Annotated in this window: 23 protein-coding genes and 1 pseudogene; 20 read left to right on the forward strand and 4 right to left on the reverse strand. The window is 44.8% G+C overall.

Annotated features, from left to right (window positions below; all coding sequences use genetic code 11):
* The first annotated feature begins 99 nt into the window (after positions 1-99).
* The 4 genes from SPSPH_RS01640 (at position 100) to SPSPH_RS01655 (ending at position 4,433) form a co-directional block, all read left to right on the forward strand.
* Complete coding sequence (locus SPSPH_RS01640) at positions 100-1,701, forward strand: putative polysaccharide biosynthesis protein (protein WP_075752596.1); 1,602 nt, start codon at positions 100-102, stop codon at positions 1,699-1,701.
* Between the two features lies 1 nt (position 1,702).
* Positions 1,703-3,172: a nucleoside triphosphate pyrophosphohydrolase gene (mazG, locus tag SPSPH_RS01645; RefSeq protein WP_075752598.1), complete on the forward strand. Its 1,470-nt coding sequence runs from the start codon at positions 1,703-1,705 to the stop codon at positions 3,170-3,172.
* Positions 3,173-3,267: 95 nt separating this feature from the next.
* Positions 3,268-3,543 (forward strand): HU family DNA-binding protein, encoded by a 276-nt coding sequence (locus SPSPH_RS01650; RefSeq protein WP_075752600.1) that lies wholly within the window; start codon positions 3,268-3,270, stop codon positions 3,541-3,543.
* A 197-nt stretch (positions 3,544-3,740) separates the two neighbouring features.
* Entirely contained in the window at positions 3,741-4,433 is a 693-nt protein-coding gene (locus tag SPSPH_RS01655; protein WP_075752602.1) for a response regulator, read from the forward strand.
* A 20-nt stretch (positions 4,434-4,453) separates the two neighbouring features.
* On the opposite strand, the gene SPSPH_RS01660 is transcribed toward SPSPH_RS01655, so the two are convergent.
* Complete coding sequence (locus SPSPH_RS01660; protein WP_075752604.1) at positions 4,454-4,705, reverse strand: hypothetical protein; 252 nt, start codon at positions 4,703-4,705, stop codon at positions 4,454-4,456.
* A gap of 708 nt (positions 4,706-5,413) precedes the next feature.
* Between SPSPH_RS01660 and SPSPH_RS01665 the strand changes: the two genes are divergently transcribed.
* The 7 genes from SPSPH_RS01665 (at position 5,414) to SPSPH_RS01695 (ending at position 12,265) form a co-directional block, all read left to right on the forward strand.
* Positions 5,414-5,992, forward strand: coding sequence for a hypothetical protein (locus SPSPH_RS01665; RefSeq protein ID WP_075752605.1), 579 nt, complete (start codon positions 5,414-5,416; stop codon positions 5,990-5,992).
* A 281-nt stretch (positions 5,993-6,273) separates the two neighbouring features.
* The gene (locus SPSPH_RS01670) at positions 6,274-6,564 is read left to right on the forward strand and encodes a helix-turn-helix domain-containing protein (protein WP_075752607.1); all 291 of its coding nucleotides are present in this window, start codon (positions 6,274-6,276) and stop codon (positions 6,562-6,564) included.
* A gap of 263 nt (positions 6,565-6,827) precedes the next feature.
* Positions 6,828-8,759: a VapE domain-containing protein gene (locus tag SPSPH_RS01675; RefSeq protein ID WP_158027035.1), complete on the forward strand. Its 1,932-nt coding sequence runs from the start codon at positions 6,828-6,830 to the stop codon at positions 8,757-8,759.
* A 492-nt stretch (positions 8,760-9,251) separates the two neighbouring features.
* Positions 9,252-9,428, forward strand: coding sequence for a hypothetical protein (locus SPSPH_RS01680; protein WP_158027036.1), 177 nt, complete (start codon positions 9,252-9,254; stop codon positions 9,426-9,428).
* 1,043 nt (positions 9,429-10,471) lie between these two features.
* A complete protein-coding gene (locus tag SPSPH_RS01685) occupies positions 10,472-11,389 on the forward strand; it encodes a phage protein (RefSeq protein WP_075752611.1) in 918 nt (305 codons plus the stop codon).
* 250 nt (positions 11,390-11,639) lie between these two features.
* Positions 11,640-11,828 (forward strand): hypothetical protein, encoded by a 189-nt coding sequence (locus tag SPSPH_RS01690; RefSeq protein ID WP_075752613.1) that lies wholly within the window; start codon positions 11,640-11,642, stop codon positions 11,826-11,828.
* Positions 11,829-11,938: 110 nt separating this feature from the next.
* Positions 11,939-12,265, forward strand: coding sequence for a hypothetical protein (locus SPSPH_RS01695; RefSeq protein WP_075752615.1), 327 nt, complete (start codon positions 11,939-11,941; stop codon positions 12,263-12,265).
* A 112-nt stretch (positions 12,266-12,377) separates the two neighbouring features.
* On the opposite strand, the gene SPSPH_RS01700 is transcribed toward SPSPH_RS01695, so the two are convergent.
* On the reverse strand, positions 12,378-12,710 hold the full coding sequence (locus SPSPH_RS01700; RefSeq protein ID WP_075752617.1) for a hypothetical protein: 333 nt from the start codon (positions 12,708-12,710) through the stop codon (positions 12,378-12,380).
* Positions 12,711-13,237: 527 nt separating this feature from the next.
* Here SPSPH_RS01700 and SPSPH_RS01705 point away from each other — a divergent pair.
* The 3 genes and pseudogenes from SPSPH_RS01705 to SPSPH_RS01715 form a co-directional block, all read left to right on the forward strand.
* Positions 13,238-13,300, forward strand: a pseudogene (locus SPSPH_RS01705) (zinc-ribbon domain-containing protein); the annotation flags it as partial.
* A 6-nt stretch (positions 13,301-13,306) separates the two neighbouring features.
* Complete coding sequence (locus SPSPH_RS01710; RefSeq protein ID WP_233138829.1) at positions 13,307-13,510, forward strand: helix-turn-helix domain-containing protein; 204 nt, start codon at positions 13,307-13,309, stop codon at positions 13,508-13,510.
* A 74-nt stretch (positions 13,511-13,584) separates the two neighbouring features.
* Positions 13,585-13,773: a hypothetical protein gene (locus SPSPH_RS01715; RefSeq protein WP_075752623.1), complete on the forward strand. Its 189-nt coding sequence runs from the start codon at positions 13,585-13,587 to the stop codon at positions 13,771-13,773.
* Positions 13,774-13,953: 180 nt separating this feature from the next.
* Here the strand turns inward: SPSPH_RS01715 and SPSPH_RS23490 are convergent, their stop codons facing one another.
* Complete coding sequence (locus SPSPH_RS23490) at positions 13,954-14,181, reverse strand: helix-turn-helix domain-containing protein (protein WP_075752625.1); 228 nt, start codon at positions 14,179-14,181, stop codon at positions 13,954-13,956.
* A gap of 168 nt (positions 14,182-14,349) precedes the next feature.
* On the opposite strand from SPSPH_RS23490, the gene SPSPH_RS01720 reads away from it, so the two are divergent.
* The 6 genes from SPSPH_RS01720 (at position 14,350) to phoU (ending at position 18,053) form a co-directional block, all read left to right on the forward strand.
* Entirely contained in the window at positions 14,350-14,685 is a 336-nt protein-coding gene (locus SPSPH_RS01720; protein WP_075752627.1) for a hypothetical protein, read from the forward strand.
* Positions 14,685-14,885, forward strand: a complete 201-nt coding sequence (locus SPSPH_RS01725) for a hypothetical protein (RefSeq protein ID WP_075752629.1) — start codon at positions 14,685-14,687, stop codon at positions 14,883-14,885. Before SPSPH_RS01720 ends, SPSPH_RS01725 begins: the two co-directional genes overlap by 1 nt.
* Positions 14,885-15,220, forward strand: a complete 336-nt coding sequence (locus SPSPH_RS01730) for a hypothetical protein (RefSeq protein WP_075752631.1) — start codon at positions 14,885-14,887, stop codon at positions 15,218-15,220. The genes SPSPH_RS01725 and SPSPH_RS01730 overlap by 1 nt, the downstream gene beginning before the upstream one ends.
* A 39-nt stretch (positions 15,221-15,259) precedes the next feature.
* Positions 15,260-16,405 (forward strand): tyrosine-type recombinase/integrase, encoded by a 1,146-nt coding sequence (locus SPSPH_RS01735; RefSeq protein ID WP_075752633.1) that lies wholly within the window; start codon positions 15,260-15,262, stop codon positions 16,403-16,405.
* Positions 16,406-16,626: 221 nt separating this feature from the next.
* Positions 16,627-17,382 carry a phosphate ABC transporter ATP-binding protein PstB gene (gene pstB, locus SPSPH_RS01740; RefSeq protein ID WP_075752635.1) on the forward strand — a complete coding sequence of 252 codons (756 nt, stop codon included), beginning with the start codon at positions 16,627-16,629 and terminating at the stop codon, positions 17,380-17,382.
* Positions 17,383-17,396: 14 nt separating this feature from the next.
* Entirely contained in the window at positions 17,397-18,053 is a 657-nt protein-coding gene (gene phoU, locus SPSPH_RS01745) for a phosphate signaling complex protein PhoU (protein ID WP_075752637.1), read from the forward strand.
* 240 nt (positions 18,054-18,293) lie between these two features.
* Here the strand turns inward: phoU and SPSPH_RS01750 are convergent, their stop codons facing one another.
* Positions 18,294-20,084 carry an ATP-binding protein gene (locus tag SPSPH_RS01750; protein ID WP_075752639.1) on the reverse strand — a complete coding sequence of 597 codons (1,791 nt, stop codon included), beginning with the start codon at positions 20,082-20,084 and terminating at the stop codon, positions 18,294-18,296.
* Between the last annotated feature and the right edge of the window lie 254 nt (positions 20,085-20,338).

Below are 20,338 nucleotides of genomic sequence, written 5' to 3' on the forward strand. Positions count from 1 at the left end.
TTATTTTTTACCTGTTACATTTCTGTTTTATTGGTAGTGAGATTTTGCTATAATAGTAAAAGTGGCCAATTAGGCAAAATTTGGAGAGGACTGACTCGGTTGAGTAAAGATACATTTTTAAAAGGCGCATTTATCCTGACTGTGGCCGGTATTATTGTAAAAATTATCGGCTCAGTTAACCGCATTCTGCTGTCCCGGCTGTTGGGCGGCGAAGGGATAGGCCTGTATCAGATGGCGTATCCTATTTACTTATTGGCACTCAGCGTTTCTTCGGCCGGCATACCGGTGGCTATTTCCATTATTGTGGCTGAAAAAATCGCTTTGAGTGATTATCGCGGTGCTAACCGCGTATTTCGTATTTCGCTAGGCGTACTGGCGGCTACCGGTCTTTTATTTACCTTTCTCTTATACTTTGGTGCCGGCTGGCTGATCGACCATCACTTTGTCCGTGATCCCCGGGCTTATTATGCTATCGCGGCGCTGGCCCCTGCTATCTTTTTTGTCACGGTATTGTCAAGCTACCGTGGTTATTTCCAGGGATTGCAAATGATGACACCGACTGCTGTTTCCCAGATTTTCGAGCAGTTGCTCCGGGTTATTACCATGATTGCCTTTGCCTATATCCTGTTGCCGCACGGTCTTGAGTTTGCCGCTGCCGGCGCCAGTTTCGGAGCCGGTCCGGGGGCTGCTGCCGGTCTGTTGGTGCTCTTATATTTTTATTGGAAACACAAGCCTGGCTTTAAACATCAGATGGAGACCCAGCCGCAAATTATCCAGGAAACCAGTGTCAGTATTATCAGCCGGATTGTAAAACTGGCACTGCCGGTGTCGCTGGCCAATATCATGCTGCCGGTGGTAGCCAGCATTGATCTCTTAATTGTCCCTGCCCGGCTGGAAGTAGCCGGTTATTCTGTCGAGCAGGCCACCGAACTGTTCGGCTATTTGACCGGGATGGCAGTACCGCTGGTTAATCTGGCGACAATTTTAACAGCTTCTCTGGCCGCCAGCCTGGTGCCGGCGGTGTCGGAGGCCTTCACGCTCGGCAACAAGCAACTGATTTATCAGCGTACGGCGACGGCTATGCGTATTTCTAATATGATTACCATTCCCAGTTTTATTGGTATGGGCTTATTAGCCACGCCTATTTCGCTGATGCTTTACGGTACACCTAATGCCGGTACCTCTATTGCCATTCTGTCGATAGGTATTTTCCTGCTGGGTGTCCACCAGGTAACCACCGGTGTACTGCAGGGCTTGGGACATACCGCTATTCCGGTTATTAATATGGCGCTTTCGGCTGTGGTCAAGGTTATTATGAGCTGGCTGCTTACCGCGATGCCTGCACTGGGCATCATGGGGGCTGCCTGGGCTACGGTGGCCGATTTTGGTGTGGCGGCGCTCCTGAATATGTTTTTTGTATACCGCTATACCGGTTTCAGTCTGGATATCAAGGATACGGTTAAGGCCATTGCGGCCTCAGCCGTCATGGGGGCTGTCGTATTGCTGGCCTATGATGCCCTGATGAGCTATACTCTTCGCAATACGGTGGCTACTATCGGGGCGATTGCAGCCGGCGGCACTGTGTTTGGTACTGTGTTTCTGCTGGTCGGCGGGGTGCAGGCCCGTGATATTGAGCAACTGCCCCGTATCGGAGAGCAGCTGGCAGCTCTTTTGATTAAATTACGATTGTTGAGGCGATAATATGGGAGTTACGATTGTTGGCCTGGGGCCTGGCAGCTTTAAACACATAACTCTGGAAACTTGGGATATCCTAACAGGTGCAGGCACATTGCTGCTGCGTACAGAAAAACACCCTTGTGTGGAGGTGCTTAAAGCCAGGGGCCTTGGATTTACTGCTTTTGACCATCTGTATGAGCAGGCTGAGGATTTCGCCAGCCTTTACCGGCAAATAGCCGACAAGGTAATTGCTGAGGCCAGGCGGGGTGAGAAAATTGTTTATGCCGTGCCCGGCAGCCCATTGGTGGCGGAAAAAACGGTAGAGCTAATCAGTTCCCAGGCGAAAGCCGCCGGTATCAGCCTTACCATTATTCCGGCTATGAGTTTTCTGGAAGTGCTGTACACCAGGCTGGGAGTTGACCCGATTACCGGTGTAACTATTGTGGATGCCGCGGATTTAGCCGCGCTGCCGCCCGATCTTGCCACCGGTCTGATCATTACGCAGGTGTACAGCCGTCAGGTAGCCTCAGAGGCTAAACTGACGCTGATGGATTATTTCGGGGATGAGTACCAGGTGACGGTTGTCCGCAATTTAGGCTTGCCTGATGAGGAAATTGTCAAAGTTATGCTGTTTGAGCTTGACCGTTTGCCGGTTATTGACCATCTTACCAGTGTGTATGTGCCGCCGCGTCAGGCCAGAAGCAAGGTTTTTTCCCTTGATCCGGTGGTTGATGTCATGGCGCGCCTGCGTTCGCCTGGCGGTTGTGTCTGGGACATTGAGCAGACCCATTTGAGTTTGCGCCGCTATATTGTCGAGGAAGTTTATGAGGTGCTGGAGGCCATTGAACTGGCCGATGGGGTCAAGTTATGCGAAGAACTCGGCGACTTACTGCTCCAAATTGTTTTCCATGCCCGTGTTGCCGAAGAAAGCGGTGGGTTCACCATGCAGGATGTGGTGGATACGGTGACGGAAAAGATGGTTCGTCGTCATCCCCATGTATTTGGTGAAATTACTGTGAGGGATGCTGCCGAGGTTGTCGTCAACTGGGACAAAATTAAAAAGCGGGAGAAGGCCGGGGAGCGAACTAACGTGCTTGACGGTATCCCGATTGGTCTGCCCAGCCTGATGGCTGCTTTCAAATTGCAGGCCAAAGCCGCCAAAGTTGGTTTTGACTGGGCAGATATTGGCCCGGTGTGGGACAAGGTGGCCGAGGAGCTCTCAGAATTGAGGGAAGCAGTAGCCTTGCCTGAACCTCGGCGCAGTCAACGGGCCGAAGACGAATTGGGCGATGTCCTGTTTGCAGTTGTTAACCTGGCCCGGTTTATGGGGATTGAGCCGGAAACGGCGCTAAACGCTGCCAACAATAAATTCCGCCGGCGGTTCAGCCACATTGAAGCGGCACTTGCAGCCCAAAATCGCCGCTGGGAAGACATGGATTTGGCCGGATTGGATGTTTTATGGGAGGAAGCTAAAGAAAAAGAAGCAAAAGAATGAGTTTTTTTACCATTTTTTTTATTATTGGCAGGAATAAAAAAATCCATAGCGAATAAAGCTATTCGTAATCGATTTACGTTAGGGGGAGCAAGATTGTGAATAAAACCGACCTTGTCAAAGCAGTGGCTCAAAAGGCTGATATGACTCAGAAAGACGCAGAGAAAGCTATCAATGCTGTATTTGCCGCTGTAGAAGAAGCTTTAGCCAACGATGATAAAGTACAAATCATTGGATTTGGTACTTTCGAAGTGAAAACCCGTGAGGAGCGTAAAGGACGTAATCCTCAGACCGGCAAGGAAATTACTATTCCCGCTTCCAAAAATCCTGTGTTCAAAGCAGGTAAAGGTCTGAAGGATGCTGTAAACGCGTAATTCAAAAGTGGACAAGATGACAATAAACCAGGTTTAAAAACCTGGTTTTTGCTTACTCTGGTAATACGTGTGCACTTGTGCAGCCGAGCTGAAACAGCAGGGGGCGGCCGGAGCGTTTATGGCAGCAGAACTGACGGTGCCTGTGCGGCAGCCTCCTGACTCACCGATTCAAATAAAAAGTGAGGAGTAATACATTCATGGCAGGCAAAATTTTGGTTATTGATGATGAGCTTAACATTCGCGAACTTATAAAGTTCAATGTGGAGAAGGCAGGCTATAAGGTTCTTGAGGCAGACAATGGACAGACGGCGGTGGCTGTGACAAAAGCAGAGCAGCCTGATCTTGTCGTATTGGATCTGATGCTGCCTGGTATGGACGGTCTGGAGGTATGCCGGATAATCAAAAACTCCCGCGAAACGGCAGCCATTCCCATCATTATGCTGACTGCCAAGAATGAGGAAATTGATAAAATCCTTGGGCTGGAGTTAGGCGCAGATGACTATCTGACAAAGCCGTTCAGTCCGCGGGAGCTTGTGGCCAGAATTAAGGCAGTGCTGCGCCGCAGCCACAAGGACAATGTTGCCGGCGGCGAATTGGTCATAGGTAAGTTGAAGCTCAATTTTAGCCGTTATGAAGCGTATTTAGGGACGGTTAAGCTTGAGCTTACACCGAAGGAATATGAAATGCTCAAACTGTTTGTAACCAATACCGGTAAAGTATTTACCAGAGAGCAGTTGCTGGAAAAGGTATGGGGCTACGAATACTTCGGCGATACCCGGACGGTGGATGTGCATGTGCGGCATTTGCGGGTCAAGCTGGGGCAAGATAATGAAGTGGCTGAGGCGATTGAAACAGTGCGCGGTGTTGGTTACCGCTTTAAAGACTTGTAGCAGTATTTACCGGACGGTTGTTACGGGTCAAGGTTGATGCTGGCGTTTAAATTAGCAATAATATCGGCCAACGCGAGGATGCTGGTAAGATTGGTAATTGGGTCCAGGAGCAGTTGTTCAAGGATTTCTTCCAGTACGAACATGGTAAACAATACCACTGCGTTACCGGCGGCAATCGTTACATTGTGGGATTTGGCCAGCCTTTTTGCCTTTTTTTCCAATTGCTCAGGATTTAGCTCAGGACAGGCAGGCGCGGTATCGTTGGACTTCATACAGGCAACCCTCCTGGTGAATAGGATTTTGTTGGTTTTGTGCGAGACTGGCTTCAGCCGGGTTAAAATCCTGACTGAAACTAAGTCTCATTTTATTTTCCTGCAGACCGTCGTCCAAGGCTCAGTGCAAGCCGTGTTTTCTTTATCCCAACAGAAAGTAGAACTTTCTTAAAAACAGGATAAGGGCAACATCGACTTCCGCTGTCACCAAAGGCTCAGCGCAAGCCGTGTTTTCTTTATGAAATTATGTTAGAAATGGTTATACTATGACAATAAAAAGAGGGAACTGCCCAGGAAAAAAAATCCGGCATGATGGCCCGGTTATTGCTTAGCTGTTTTAACTTATAATAAACGATAGGCCTGCGTGCGGAATTGCAGGTATTGCTGGACATAGTTACTCATAAAAATTAAGAAAAACTTAACAAGATATTAACATTCATTGTCGGTACAAAAATACCGGTAAAGGCGTGTAAACACTACATTTCTATGTGGGTAGAAGTGCAGTGTTTTTCTGTTTCTGGACAGTTTTTTGGACAGTTAGCATGAAAAAATGTGATTTTAGACATTAACGATGAATAATGGATAATGCTAGTCGAGAAAAGAATTGCATAGAAAATAAAAGTATTGACAAAGCAATAATATCTAATGTAGTATATAAATGTAAACGAAAAAATGATTGCGATTACAAAAAGTTAGAGGGGTGTTACTATGACACCAGATGAATTAATAGAAAAGGTTCAGCCTTTGAGAGTTAAAATTAAAAGGCGGTCGTTATTAAACTATGAAAAAAACGGGTTTATTGATAAACCGCTTCGAGGTGGGAACGGGCGGGGTAAGGGCAGAACTACCGAATACCATGAAAAGGCTTGGCTAGATGTCTATATCGCTTATAGAATTTTGCACGAACACAAAATACCTGCTCCATATATAGCGGCTGCCTTTAAAAAAAGGAACAAGCTTCCCAATCTTGATTGTAATGATGATGCAATTCTTGATGCTAATGTTTTATGGCTAACGTATTATTGCGCTGGACTAATTGGAATACCTTGTGGGCGTAGAGTAAAGCTGGTGATGCAACAGCATGCACATAGCTTTTTTGAGTGGCTTTATCAATCGGGGAATTCCGAATTTGGTAATACGGACGGTGATACTCTAATTGTTATTCAAAATGATGGTTTATATGAGCATTCCGAAAGTTATTACGGATTGAAATTTCAGGCACTGGTATTAGATGAAAAAGACGGCGAATGGAAGAAGATTCCTTTACCCGGAGAAATTATGGCCTAAATATTTAGGCCTAAAATTTAGCTTAGTAAGCGCAAAACGAATTGCGAGTACAATGCAAGGGAGGATTTGTGTAAATGAAACCGCAGACAGTAGATTTGCCTAAGAAACAAAAACGGCAAACGATATATGTTCGGGCGCCTGATGGAAAGATTAAAAAACATCGGGTAAAAATTACATAGCATTACCCGGATAGGAGCGCATAGCCCACCGGATACCACCGTTTTAATTAATTCGGGGGTTATCCTGGTGGGCTTAATTTGTTTTAGGAGGAAAGAGAAAATATGAAAACAGCGGAAAGGCAAATATTTACCTTAAAGGACGCTAACGGGAAACAGCAACTTTATACCGTTAACGAATCTGGCCAGCTCGTGCCATACATTGAAAAAAAGGCGAATCCGAATGAAAAACCGTGGGCAGTTTCAAATGGTGTAGCGGATACCTGTAAAATATTGGGGCTGTCGCGTGGCACCGTTATGAAGTTAATTAGCAGTGGTCAACTCAGGGCAATAAAGGCTGGGGCTAAAAGATGGATCATACCCGGAAGTAGCATAGAACAATTCCTTGCGCAGTAAAAGAGAAAAGCCCCGCCTAGGGCGGGACATGTATGAGGTGCTATATGACTTATGCTTTAAATGATAACGCAAATGCCAAACAAAGGCAATGCTCTCCTTATGATAATATTCCACAGGATATGAGGCCGCTCAATAACTGGGTAAACTATGCGTTTGAAACGCGCAATGGCAAGAAAACGAAAGTACCCTATAACCCGGCAACTGGACATAAGGCCAAAAGCAATGATGTCAAAACCTGGTCAAGTTTTTCCAGGGCAGTAGAATTGGCTGATTTCATTTATGACGGAATCGGCTTCATGTTCTCTGGTTCCCCTTTTGTGGGAATTGATATTGACCATTGTGTAGAAAACGGCGTTATATCAGAGTTTGCTCAGGGTATCATCCAGCAGATGAACTCCTATACCGAGTTTTCACCAAGTGGTACAGGCATACATATTATCTGCCGGGGGACTGTGCCGCCAGGCGGCAACAAAAACAGCAAATTAGGCCTTGAAATGTACTCTTCTAGCCGGTATTTTACCATGACCGGTGATACCCTGTCGGGGTACGAGCAGATTATTGATGCCCAGGCCGCTATTGATGAAATACACCGGCAGTATTTGTTGAAAAAGCCGGCCGGCCAGCACAAAGCAGGAACTACCGCTCTGAATGTGGATTCAATCATTGCTCTTGCGGTGAATAGCAAGCAAGGACAAGTTTTTCAGAAGCTTTATAACGGTGAGTGGCAGGGCGGCTATCAGTCGCAATCAGAAGCCGATTTAGCGTTCTGTAACATGCTTTCTTTTTGGTGTGCCCGGGACGCTGAGAAGATGGATGCCATATATCGCAAATCAGGGCTGCTGCGCGATAAGTGGGATGAGATTCACGGCCCGGACACCTATGGCAATATAACCATTGGAAAAGCTATTGCTGACTGCAAGGAGGTATATGAACCGCAGTCATGGTTTCCCGTTGTAGATCAAGACAATAAGCCCATAAAAGCAGCCTACGAGAATACTGCATGGCTATGTGATCAGCTCGGAGTACAGTTTCGCTATAACACTCTGACAAAAGAAGTTGATGCCGATAATGAAAATTTCAAAGCTCTATCTTTTGATTCCGCAATGACGCTGCTGCGTAGCTTTTTCCATCAACATGGGCTTAAAGTATCCAAGGCTGATCTGTTTGACAGCATTGGTTTAATCGCAGAACAGAATAGATATTCGCCTGTGGTTGAGTATTTAAACGAATGCCTGCAAAACTGGGATAGGAAAAGCCGAGTTGAGGAACTATTCAACTGGTTTACGCTTAATCCAGAAGCAGAGCAAGATCGAAAGTTGCTGTTTTTGCTATTTGAAAAATGGCTAATATCTTGTGTAAATATGGCATTCAATAATGGCAAGGACTCTGCACAGGGGATTTTAATCTTAAAAGGACCGCAAGGAATAGGGAAAACTCGATGGGTATCGCTTATTCTCCCAGATGAAAATTGGACAAAGGACGGCATACAGCTTGACCCGGAAAATAAAGACGATATTTTAAAGGCAACCTGTATTTGGATAGGAGAACTTGGCGAAATCAAAGGCACTATGAGGCGAGACAAGCAAGATCGGCTAAAGTCCTATATTACGGAAAAATCGGATTTGCTCCGCAAACCGTATAAACGGGCTGCCGAAAGAATGCCAAGAAATACAGTTTATTATGGAACGGTTAACGGCGACGATTTTCTTATTGACGACACAGGAGAGCGTCGTTTCTGGGTTATATCTATAACAAGGGTCAATCCAGATGATACTTTGGATGCAGACCAGCTATGGGGAGAAATCGCCCATAAAGCATTAATCGAAAAAAAACCGCACTTCTTGACCCCAGAAGAAATAGACACGCTAAATCTTCAAAACCAGCAGTATAAAAAGATATCGCCAGAAGAACAGGCACTTCTTGACCGGTTGGATTGGGGCGCAGATAGAAGTCGGTGGATTAAAATTACTTCTACAGAATTATGCTCAATGTTGGGAATTCAAATCAGACGCAATAACATTATGGGAAAAGCACTGAATGCACTATCCACAAGGGGCGTTATCCCCCCTTCAAATAATATGAATGGTAAGCTGTATGTGATTCCCCCTGTAAAATATGTTAGCGCTTTTTCAGACGAGGAAGGACAGATACCGGACGGATGCAGTACGGATGAAGGACGGCAAAGAATCCAGTAAATCCGCATAGTAGGACGGATAGGACAGTTATATTATATATAAAGTAAAAAAAATAGGTATAGGGGGTATATAGGTATATAGGCATATAGGGTATAGCCGATAACCAGTTTATTGATTATATACTTTTGAGTAGTTTTACCCAATTTTTACCGTCCTACCGTCCGAGGCTTGATTTTACTGGATTTATAGCTGATAGGTATCTGTAATAGTACCGTCCAGTGCCATCCACCCCCCTGTGGAAATAGTGCTGAAAGGAAGTTGAGCATGTCTTTAAAATGTCCAATGAAGATGACCCGGAATCCGGGCTTTGCTGATTCGCAATGTGATGGAGCAAAATGTGCATGGTGGCTAAGCTACCATCCTTCATATGTGCGGAAAACCGGCAAAAAAGGCCAATGTGCGATATTGGAATTAGCCAGCAAATAATTTGGGGAAGTGATGCAATTGAAAAAAACAATTTCAGTTAGCAGTACAGGGCGGAGCCATCCCGGGATGGTCTCTTTTCAAGGCGTGAGTAATCGCCAAGCAAAGCGCTGGATGAAAAGATTATATCGTCCTGGAATGACCATACCGGAGCTAGCCGAGCGGGGCTACAGCCGGGGAGCTGTTGATTCATTAGCGCAGGCTTTGAGTCTGGCCGCTGATATTGTTAGTAGGGCACGCGCATAATCCATTTGGCGTTGAGTTTACGGATTTGGATGGTAACGTTCCTATTCAAAAGGTACGTAAATAACTGTATTGAGACAGTGAATCAACCGGCGGGTGAGAAGAGCCGGTAAAATGCACACAAAAGTATGCACCCTTTTTTGTTGTACAACATTTGTGTGCATGTACCATAAAGCATTATAAATACTGGCTTATTGGGTTTTGAATAGTAACGTAAGAAACTGACAAAACCCCACATTGTACCTCAGGTAGCGGGTGGAAAAATCAACCTACTTGGCATAGTTAAAAAAGTGGCGGAAACTGTCAGTATTTCGAGGCTTTTATAATCATAACTTTATACCATAAAATAGCGTAAATGCTGGCGTTATAAGGCGTAGCTTTATTGTCAGGACTGCCACTTTTTAGACTATCTTACATAGCAGTGATGAATCCCGCACAAAACCGCACATATAGTAAAAGGTGGCGAACCTTATGGCACTACCTAAAACCCTTGTAAATCCTAAAGATGTAGAGGTTTAGATAGCAAAGTATAAAGCCGCGGTTGTGCGGATTTTTTACTTAGGGATTATGCTCTACTATATGCAGAGAAAAATCCGGACAAATCCGGACAAAATGGTAATAGTAAGCGGGGTAGTGAAACCGGCTAGAACCCTTGTAAATCCTGGTGATAGGAGCATTAAAACAGACAGGAGAAAAGAGGCCGGTGTCCGCTTTTTATAACATGTGCCACAAGGCAGTACTGTATCAACAAAAATCGTTAGTGTTAGGAACCTCTATAGCCATTAACTTTATGCTTTAAAGCCGTGATAATACTGGATTTGTGGGAGTATGCATTGCTTTCGGGACTATCACTTTTTGTAAAGGGACAAGCCTCTTAACCTCCATACATTTCTATGTAATGTTCGATTCCTTTAGCTGCTGCTTTTTATCCAGCTCGAAGCCAGTATTTATAAGCCTTTGAACTATATAATTTTGTTTTGGGATTGGCTGCTGTTCATTACTTTTTCTTACCTTTTTTGTAATCAAAAATTTTGGGAGGGTGTTTTATGGGAGAATTTTTATACGGGCGTAAATACCGTGTGTTAGTTGCTAATAAAGAGAATACGGCTCTAGATGTGTCTAATTTACGTTGTACGTTTAACATTGAGAAGTCAGTATCACCAAACGCTAATATTGCTGAAGTAGTAATTTATAATCTTTCAGCAGGTGCTGAAAAGGAGCTTATCAATGAAGGCTGCCGGCTAATTGTTGAAGCTGGTTATGATGCGAACTATGGAAAAATATTCGATGGTGATATCGTTCAAACGTTGCGAGAACGTGAGGATGGAGTTAATTACTGCTTAACTATAATAGCTTTGGACGGCGACGCTTATTTAAATCTTAGCTTTGTAAAAATGACTTTTAATGCAGGTTTAACTCAACGGCAAATAATAGAGCAATTGGCAACAAAGGCCACAATACCTACTGAGATTGGCCGTATATCGCCGGAATTGTCGACTCAGAAGTTACCCCGTGGCAAAGTAGTTTTTGGGAGTCCTAAAAAATATCTAAATGAAATTGCACGAGGTAATGCCGCACGTTTTTGGGTAGACGAAGGTCTTGTACATATTGTCAAGGCAACCGATATTGCACCAGGCGAGGCATTAGTGCTAACACCGGAAACAGGGTTAATCGGTACGCCGCAGCAGACGGAGCATGGAGTGCATATTACATGCTTACTTAATCCAGCGATTAGACTTAAGACAATGATCAAAATTGATAACTCCATTATTCACCAATTTAAAGTGGCTTATGGGCAGATGGAAACGCCGCTCGATAATGATGGACAGTATCAGGTGTATAGCTTGCAGCATGTAGGCGATACCCGGGGTGATGAATGGTTCACTAAAATTATAGGGATCAGCCGTTATGGGGCGAAAACTCTCCCCACAATGATGGAAAACAAGCAGCAAAACCCTAATTAGCCAGAAGAAAGCACCAAATTTGTTATGGAAAGAGGATGAAGATTTATGGCTGAGGTAAGGTCCGCTACTACCACAGAAAAACGCTGAATAGATCCTGTGTTAATTAAGGATTTAAGCTTCACTGGTATTATAAAAAAATGTAGTATGTATCCAATTGTGGATAGATTAGTGTTGACGAAAGCGCAGAGGAAAAGTCCGCACCCGTAGTGAAAAGTGGCAGTGAATATAGTAGGAAAGCGAGGTGAATTTCATGCCAAATCAGATAACCATCAAACAAGCCGCTGAAATTATGGGCAAGTGTCAGCAATTTGTCCGAGTAGGGTTGCAGCGCGGTTTGTTGCCATTCGGTACTGCTGTTAAAGTCAAGACCCGATGGAATTACTATATTTCTCCTAAGCTGTTTTATGAATACGTGGGGCAGCCAAAAGAACCTGATTAATCCCCTGGAAGTACAGGAACAGGCTAAAAAGTTGATTGGTTAAGCTGCACCGTAAAAGTAAAGCATTTTTCTGTTCATACTATCCCTAAGTATTAAATAGGAGGGATAGTATGACTTGTATTTGCGGCTATACATCAAAATTCTGCCCTGAATGCGGAAGGCCTTTAGTAAAACATATGCCCGAAGTTACGCAGGCTCCGGATATAATGCACAAAAATAGACACTCTTACATGAGCATCCGGGAGATTAACAATTTTGCTAAGGAGAATAATCTGCCGAAGCTCTTTAAAAGCTATTCTGCGCTATATAGCATGGTCCGGGGTGAAAAGATCCCCGTCTATAAGGCGGGGAACCGCTATCTAATCAGGATTGTTGATATCGAGAACTATATCGCTAAGGAGGCAGCTCCAATAGGCAAGATTAGGAGGATTGACTGAGAAGGGATTTTTCATAGTCGATGTGGAGCAGTCATCTACTTACTCGGCCGAATTTTTGGCTGAGTAAGTAGATAGGAGGAAAAAGAAAAAATCCCGGCATTTTGCCGGGATATTACTTAACTGCTCTGATATAACGGTTTAGCTCTGCTTCCTGCTGAAATAGACGGTTATTCAGTACGTCAAATTTTGAATCCAGCAGGGAAGTAGTTTCTTTTACGCTAGTGATTTCGCCGGTCAGCACATTCAGATTGTGGCCGAGGCTGTGAAGTTGGGCATTAACTTCTTCTGAATTATGCTTGAGAGCGTGAACAATCTGACTAATTTCGATTTGCTGGCGTTCGCTTGCCATATCGGATTCTATCCGGTCAAGACGAGCATCCATTTTATCTAGGCGTTGGGTAATTTGTTTCTGGCCGTCGAGTATCTGATTTAATAACTCTTCCATACTGACACCTTCCTTTAAGGCTATTATATCCCGTCATGGGCGGGACAGACAAGCAGGAATATTATTTGGAAGCAGATATTATTTCGGTAGTGCCCGGCTAATGGTTGGGGCGGCACTTATACCCACAATGGAGAACTTTTTAGCTAAGGCGTTACAGGCGATAGATAAAAAGGCTAACGAGCCCAGCCAAATCAAGGATTCAGGCGTTACAGGCTTTACATTACCTATAAACTATAAAATATATAGGTATATACGGGTAGGGGGTAGCAGTAGGGGGTATATGCGCTATAGACTGCTATACAGTATAAAAGTTGCCGGATTTTTAACGCCTTAACGCCTAACCCTTGAAATTAAAGGGTTCATCAGTTTTTTTTTTGCTATCGCCTATCTAACACCTGTGGAAAGGGTGAGCGGTGGGGCAGCCAAAAGAATCTGATTAATACTAGCTTAGGCACCCAATGTAGGACAGTTGTAATTGATGTGCATTATTCCGCACTAACTTTATGTGAAAGACCGGTGACTTTATGATGAAATGTACAAACTGCAAAACAGAGCTTTCAACCACAGCCAGATTCTGTTCAGAATGCGGTATACCAGTGCCTAAACCAGAAACTGAACCATCTAAAGATGAGATATTAACAGTCTACGAGGCTGCCAAGTTTCTAAAAATATCGCGTTGGAAAATTTATGATATGGTTCGTAAAAAGCAAATCCCATTTAAAGCAGTTGGAATTCAAAAACGGTTTGTAAAGAGTCAATTAATTGAGTGGCTCCAGGGTAAAGCGGTTCGGCTCGATTGAGCCGTACTTGATGGCGAAGAGCAAACCAGCAGTAAAGCAGCATTGCTCCAGTGGAAGGAAGGAGGTGAAAGACATTGATTAAGATTCGAATATCCCGTGCCGATCTCATGGCCGGTAATTATGACGCATCCGAGGTAATCGAAAACTATCCAGACCCGAAAGACCACCCGAACCCACTTAAAGCAATCGCTGGATTTATAGCAGATGACATATTGAAAGATAACCAGGCTCGGCAAGAATTGGGTTTAGAGCCATTAGATTAGGATGGCATGGTGTGAAGAAGGTAAAAACCCGGCCATAACAGCCGGGTTTAACTATTTTTGAATACATTCTTTCTTCGAAATACTTTCGGGGTAGCCCGCTGGCAGTAACTATATACCCTCTGGCTTTTAGCTCATTGTTGAGGTCTCTCATGACTATATAAGCGTGCAGGGGTCTCTAAACTACTTTAAAAAATCATCTTCTTCGGGTATGTATTCAATGAGATCAGATAATTTGCATTTAAAAGTATCACAGAGTTTAAACAGGGTCTCGAGTTTCGTAGTTTCTATATCACTCTCCCGATATAATTTGTTGATAGAGTTACGGCTGACATTAGAACGTTTCATAAGATCAGAAATATCATCAATCCTGTTATCGGCCATTAACCGCCGTATATTACAAGTAATCATAATTATTCGCCTCCCTTTATATAGTTATTATTGTATCTTGCAGGGTTAAAAATTGCAATTTTATTTACAGTATTTATCTTTATAAAGTTAATAAGAGTATTGAAATTAACCCCGCAAGGTGATATGATAACCTTGTAGAGTTAATTTGTGCAAATGGGGGGATTCGCAGTGAAAAAAATTGACCAGCTAAGAGGCCTGTTTGGCCGAGAGTTAACCAGCGATGAACTAATGATTTTATCTAGAGTTTTTGGGAGAAGTACGGATAGCATAGTCAAAGAGGAAGCAGTACCTATACCACATGTTCAAGCCTTTAATAATTTGCCGGTGGCGAGTATGTTTTCCGGTAAGCGAATAGTGGCCACAGATATGGAAAACAGTTGGCAGGGTTTTGTTACTGCTCGGCAGGAATTGCTAGAAGATCAACAGGCCACAATCACCTATCTGCATTATAATAAGGGGTTTGCTGATGGTCTGCGCTTGGCCGTGCTTTTAGGGCAACTATAATGACAGACTTTGAGCGTGACCGCCTTAACAGGTATATCCAGGACGCTGAAAAATGGCTGCTGGTGATCGCTGAAGGCTTGCGGTACCCAGAAACGCCGGCACAGGCGGCAGCCGCTAGCATGACCAGGGCAGCCATAGAGCTGGTGGCCGGGGTTAGGCAACAGATGATAATTGATTCTAACAACAAGGGGGTTTGCTAATGAACCGCATTCATAAACAAATTGCAATCAGCCACGATTGTGGACATGACTTTATCAGCCTTAAGTATAACATGCCCACACTTACACCTAATGAGCGGTACAGGGTGCTGAAAAAGTTATCAGAACGAATTGCCACAGTGAGTAGTGATCAGCTACTTGACTCTATGCCCACACTGGATATTGTTAAGGCGCTAAGTAAGCGGTATGGTGTTATATGTAATACTGCTGAATCTGACAATATAGCAGTGGCAACAATCCTCGTAGTGAGCCAGGAAGATCAAGAAGCACTTATGAAATTTTGCTCTGAGCGGTTCAGAGAGCAGGCGGCGGGGTAATCCCGCCCTTAAACTAAAATGGATTGTGAGGTGTAGTCGATGGCAAAGGAGCGCAGGGAAAACGGCGCAGGCACTAAACCCAAGCAGCTCGCCAACGGCAAGTGGTGGAAAAAGATCAGTTATACAGATAACTATGGTAATAAGGGCAGAAAAAATATTTATGGCAATTCAGAAGCGGAATGCAAGGCGAATGAAAAAACCTTTTTAAAAGATATTGCAGACGGTATTAAGGCAACGACAGATATAAAGACGCTAGGCCAGTGGCTCACTAAATGGCTGGTCGTATACAAGAAGCCGCCTATATCAGAAATTACAACCTATGCAGCGTATGAACACCAGATTAATCAGCATATTATTCCTGAGCTTGGTAATACCCAGCTTAAGAAACTCCAAAGAGTACACATACAGGAGTTTTTTAATAAAAAGGGTGAAAAGCTATCGCCAAGTACGCTCAAATTAATAAAAGCCGTGTTAAATGATGCATTAAACATGGCCATGGTTGACGGTTATATAACCAAAAACCCTTTGGTCAAAATAGCGCTACCGGCGGCGGCAGCAAAAAAGATTAAGCCTTTGGTTAAAGATGAAATTGTTAAGCTATTAAAAGCTGCTGAAGGTAGTCCCTTTTATACGATAATTTATTTAGCTATTCATACCGGGGCAAGAAAAGGAGAATTGGCAGCGCTTAAATGGGACAATGTGGATTTTAAGTCTAAAAGGATTCATATTCAGCATAGTGTTAAGCATGACCGGGCAAATAGAAAGTATATCATAGGGAGTACGAAAACTGACTGCTCCAGGTTTATTCCCATACATGACACTGTCATTGCGGAGTTAAAGAGGCATAAAGCCAAGCAGGCAGCCGCGCAATTAGAATTAGGGGACGTATACGAGAAGAATAATCTGGTGTTTGCTAAGCCAGCAGGGGAAATTTTATCATTAACAGTTCTGGCTTCAAAATTTAATGATATTGTTAAGGAGTCGGGAATTGAGCGCCGGACATTTCATGATCTGAGGCATACTTTTGCCAGTATATGCATATCCCGGAAAGAGAACATAAAAGCACTGGCTGAATACCTCGGCCATTCGGATGTAGGCATTACATATAACACATATGGCCACTTGATGCCCGGAGATAAAGAGAACATTGCCAATGCAATAACGGCTTATTTAGCAGGCGAATAGCCTGCTTTTTTCATGTATTTACTGGACAGTTTTTTGGACAGTTGACAGTATTTACAGTTATTTAACATTGAGCGGAAAGGCGTACGGTAGTAGTAATATTAGGCATTGTTGGGCATAGATAATCATGAAAATTTAACAAAAAAATAACAAGATATTAACATTCGCGCTGCTGCTTTTATGTTATAGTGCATATGAGAAACTACAGGAGGCTAGACTGGCTTATGACATATAAAATCCAGGTGAATAAACTCAAGCTATACTATGGAGAGGTCCTGGCCCTTAAAAAAATTTCTATTGCTATTGCAAAAAACAGTGTGCTGGCTCTTATCGGCCCGTCAGGCTGCGGCAAATCCACTTTTCTCAAAACTCTCAACCGGATGAATGATTTGATTGAGGGTGTGAAAATCGAGGGCGAAGTACTGCTTGACGGCGAGAATATATATCATCCCAAAGTGGATACCGTTATGCTGAGAAAACGGGTCGGGATGGTGTTTCAGCGTCCCAATCCGTTTCCTATGTCTATTTACGATAATATTGCCTATGGCCCGCGCATTCACGGACAAACCAGCCGGACTGTGCTTGATGAGATTGTGGAAAAGAGCCTTACAGGTTCGGCGCTATGGGACGAAGTCAAAGACCGTCTGCATACATCGGCTATGGGTTTGTCCGGCGGTCAGCAGCAACGGCTGTGCATTGCCAGGTTACTGGCCGTAGAACCGGAAGTACTGTTGATGGACGAGCCCTGTTCGGCGCTTGACCCCATTTCCACCATGAAGATCGAAGAATTGGTTACTGCGCTTAAAACAAGCTATACCATTGTTATGGTTACCCACAATATGCAGCAGGCAGCCCGGGTCTCTGATTATACCGGTTTTTTCCTGAATGGTGATTTGGTGGAATATGATCGAACCGATACCATCTTTACCCGTCCGCAGGATAAGCGAACCGAAGATTATATTACCGGGCGCTTTGGCTAAGGAGGAAGAACAATATGACAATAAGGCATAATTATGATCAGGAACTGGAACAGCTGCGCCAGAGCCTGTTAACTATGGGCATGGCGGTTGCGAGGGCTATTGATGATGCAGTGAATTCGCTGGCCCGGCAGGATGCTGAATTGGCTGGACGGGTTATGGATTATGATGACGAAATTGACCAAATGGAAATAGACATTGAAGACAAATGCATGGTCTTAATTGCCAGACAGCAGCCTATTGCCCGTGATCTCAGGATTATCGGCACAGGACTTAAAATCACCACCGATTTGGAGCGTATGGGCGATCACGCCTATGATATTGCTAAAATAGCTCTGGATATGGCTAACCAGCCGTTGATCAAGCCGCTGGTGGATATTCCCCGCATGGCGCAGATGTCGCAAAAAATGCTGAAAGATGCGCTGGATGCGTATATAACCTTGGACATTACCCTGGCAGAGCAAGTGTGCTTGAACGATGATGAGGTTGATAACATCTACCATCAGGTATTCAGGGAACTGTTGACCTATATGATGGAAGATCCCAAGACCATTACCCAGGCCACTCAGCTTATTTTTGTCGCCAGATACCTGGAGCGGGTGGCCGACCACGCCACCAATATTGCCGAGTGGACCATCTATCTGGTAACAGGCCAGCGCCGGAGAAAAAAATAGGTTTATAAACAGCAAACGGGATTGCCGCACCAGCACAGTGCAGCAATCCCGTTTATGTTTTCTCCTGATGTTTCAGCTCTGCTGAAACGAATCCGTCATCCCATCGTCCCCTTTTGCCGGCACCAGGCCGAAAACCGTTCAGAGTGCTCCAGATGCGAGGCGCGACGAGGACGTGACCGTAGTCGTACTGGGAAGTACGTTGGAGGGAACGCCCGCAGAAGCAACGAAGCAGGTGGGGCGCTATGGACGGTTTTCGCTTAGGGGCAGGGAGATGGTGAATATGGTCCCCACATCCACCTTACTTTCCACCGCAATGTGTCCGCCCAACATTTCCACAATAAACTTAGCGATGGCCAGCCCGAGACCGGTGCCGCCGGCGGTACGGGTGCGCGCTTTGTCTACCCGGTAGAACCGGTCAAAAATGAGCGGCAGGTCTTTAGCCGGAATGCCGATGCCGGAGTCCTGGACAGCAATTTTGATCTGACTGTCTGTCTGCCAGCAGGTGAGCTGTATTTTGCCGGCTTCCGGGGTATACTTAATACTGTTTTCCAGCAAGTTAACAATCACCTGCTTCAGCCAGTCGGGATGAGCCAGGGCAGTAAGCCCCTCCTGTTTGCATTTTAAGATAACGGTTTGATTTTTTTGCTGCCACCGGGGAGACAGATCTTGTTTGGCCGCCGTCAGTACCGGCAGGATGGCTACAGCTTCTAAATGGATTTGTTCGCGGTATTCCTGGGCACTCAGCCGGGCCAGTTTGAGCAAATCATTAATCAGACGGTGCATCCGGTCGGCTTCGTCATGGATGATCCGGATAAATTTTTCGCTCAGTTCAGGCTGTTCCAGTGCGCCGTCTAACAGTGTTTCGGCAAAGCCTTTGATGGCAGTGAGCGGTGTGGCCAGTTCGTGGGAGGCGTTGGTAACAAAATCGGCCTGGCGGTCATGAATTTCCTGGAGGGTGGTTATGTCATGAAACACAGATAATACGCCGCCAATATCATTTTCGCTGCCGGTAATGGGGGCCAGGAAGACCTGGAATACCCGCTTTTTAGCATGAATATTGGTTTTTAAGTCGATAATCCTGCTTTGATTTTCTTGCAGCGTAGTCTGGATTGCTTTATTGAGCAGACTATTGCCGATAACCTGAATATTGTGCTGCCCCAGCATTTGGTCGGTTATCCCAAAGATAACCATGGCTGTTTTGTTGGCAGTAGTGACCTTGCCAAACCTGTCAAGCAAGATAACTGCATCCCCCATGTTTTGGAGAATCAGCTCCAGTTTGTGATTTTGGGCAATCATATCGTTGACCTTGTCCTCCAGGCTGGAGGTGAGATTGTTAATACTATGGGCCAGTATCTCCAGTTCATCGCCTGTTTTTATGAACACCCGTTTACTCAAATCGCCGCCGGCAATAGTGTTGGCTGTATGGATGATTTGTTCCAGCGGGCGGGTATACCGATAGGCAAAGGCCAAACTGAAAATTATGGCGACAGCTGAGGTTAAGAGGGCGGCGGCCAGGAGGACAGATAATATTTTCCGGTAGCCGGCATCAATATGGTCAAGCGGCATAGCTACCCGTACCACACCGGTAATTTCGTTTTGGTAAAAAATCGGAGTGGAAACATAGAGCAGAGACTTCTCCTGCGTAGCGCTTGTCCGGATGTTATAGCTGTTGCCGCCGGACAGAGCTGCGGCTACTTCGGGGCGGTCGCCGTGGTTTTCCAGGAGTGCGGGATTCTGTTCAGAATCGGCTATGACAGTGCCGCCAGCGTCAATAATAGTAACCCTTAAGTCAATCCGGGAAGTCAGCTCTTTTATCTTTTCATCGATCTGGGCTTTTTGGATGGGACCGGACATATCACGGTAAATGAGTTCTTCAATAATTTTTCCCTGGCTGAGCATGGCGGCATTAAGACTGGCAATGTTGTGCTGATAGAAAAACCATAGGATGTAGCTGCCAAGCGCCGTCAATGTAAAGAGAACAATCAGTAAAAACAGCATAACCAGACGATTGCGGAGATTGCGGGCAAACATATGCGTGTTACCTCCCTGAAGGGATTTTTAAATGGGTGCTTCCTTGGCTTAAGACTGCGGCTTTTGCCGGTGGAGTGGAAGATGACCTGGTATATAGTAACAATATACCGTAAATGGTTTCTAAAAGCTACCTGGCTTTCTTTATCCTAACAGAAAGTATAACTTTCTTAAAAGCAGGATAAGGGCAACATCGACTTCCGCCGTCGCCAGAGGCTCGGCACAAGCCGTGTTTTCTTTAACATTCCCTTAACATT

It is taken from the genome of Sporomusa sphaeroides DSM 2875, assembly GCF_001941975.2.
GTDB classification, from domain to species: domain Bacteria; phylum Bacillota; class Negativicutes; order Sporomusales; family Sporomusaceae; genus Sporomusa; species Sporomusa sphaeroides.

Bases quoted from the DNA above. Each gene is read 5' to 3' on its own strand.
- mazG (WP_075752598.1), top strand. From the start codon at position 1,703: ATGGGAGTTACGATTGTTGGCCTGGGGCCTGGCAGCTTTAAACACATA.
- SPSPH_RS01655 (WP_075752602.1), top strand. From the start codon at position 3,741: ATGGCAGGCAAAATTTTGGTTATTGATGATGAGCTTAACATTCGCGAA.
- SPSPH_RS01660 (WP_075752604.1), bottom strand. From the start codon at position 4,705: ATGAAGTCCAACGATACCGCGCCTGCCTGTCCTGAGCTAAATCCTGAG.
- SPSPH_RS01665 (WP_075752605.1), top strand. From the start codon at position 5,414: ATGACACCAGATGAATTAATAGAAAAGGTTCAGCCTTTGAGAGTTAAA.
- SPSPH_RS01670 (WP_075752607.1), top strand. From the start codon at position 6,274: ATGAAAACAGCGGAAAGGCAAATATTTACCTTAAAGGACGCTAACGGG.
- SPSPH_RS01680 (WP_158027036.1), top strand. From the start codon at position 9,252: ATGGTCTCTTTTCAAGGCGTGAGTAATCGCCAAGCAAAGCGCTGGATG.
- SPSPH_RS01685 (WP_075752611.1), top strand. From the start codon at position 10,472: ATGGGAGAATTTTTATACGGGCGTAAATACCGTGTGTTAGTTGCTAAT.
- SPSPH_RS01690 (WP_075752613.1), top strand. From the start codon at position 11,640: ATGCCAAATCAGATAACCATCAAACAAGCCGCTGAAATTATGGGCAAG.
- SPSPH_RS01695 (WP_075752615.1), top strand. From the start codon at position 11,939: ATGACTTGTATTTGCGGCTATACATCAAAATTCTGCCCTGAATGCGGA.
- SPSPH_RS01700 (WP_075752617.1), bottom strand. From the start codon at position 12,710: ATGGAAGAGTTATTAAATCAGATACTCGACGGCCAGAAACAAATTACC.
- SPSPH_RS23490 (WP_075752625.1), bottom strand. From the start codon at position 14,181: ATGATTACTTGTAATATACGGCGGTTAATGGCCGATAACAGGATTGAT.
- SPSPH_RS01725 (WP_075752629.1), top strand. From the start codon at position 14,685: ATGACAGACTTTGAGCGTGACCGCCTTAACAGGTATATCCAGGACGCT.
- SPSPH_RS01730 (WP_075752631.1), top strand. From the start codon at position 14,885: ATGAACCGCATTCATAAACAAATTGCAATCAGCCACGATTGTGGACAT.
- SPSPH_RS01735 (WP_075752633.1), top strand. From the start codon at position 15,260: ATGGCAAAGGAGCGCAGGGAAAACGGCGCAGGCACTAAACCCAAGCAG.
- pstB (WP_075752635.1), top strand. From the start codon at position 16,627: ATGACATATAAAATCCAGGTGAATAAACTCAAGCTATACTATGGAGAG.
- phoU (WP_075752637.1), top strand. From the start codon at position 17,397: ATGACAATAAGGCATAATTATGATCAGGAACTGGAACAGCTGCGCCAG.
- SPSPH_RS01750 (WP_075752639.1), bottom strand. From the start codon at position 20,084: ATGTTTGCCCGCAATCTCCGCAATCGTCTGGTTATGCTGTTTTTACTG.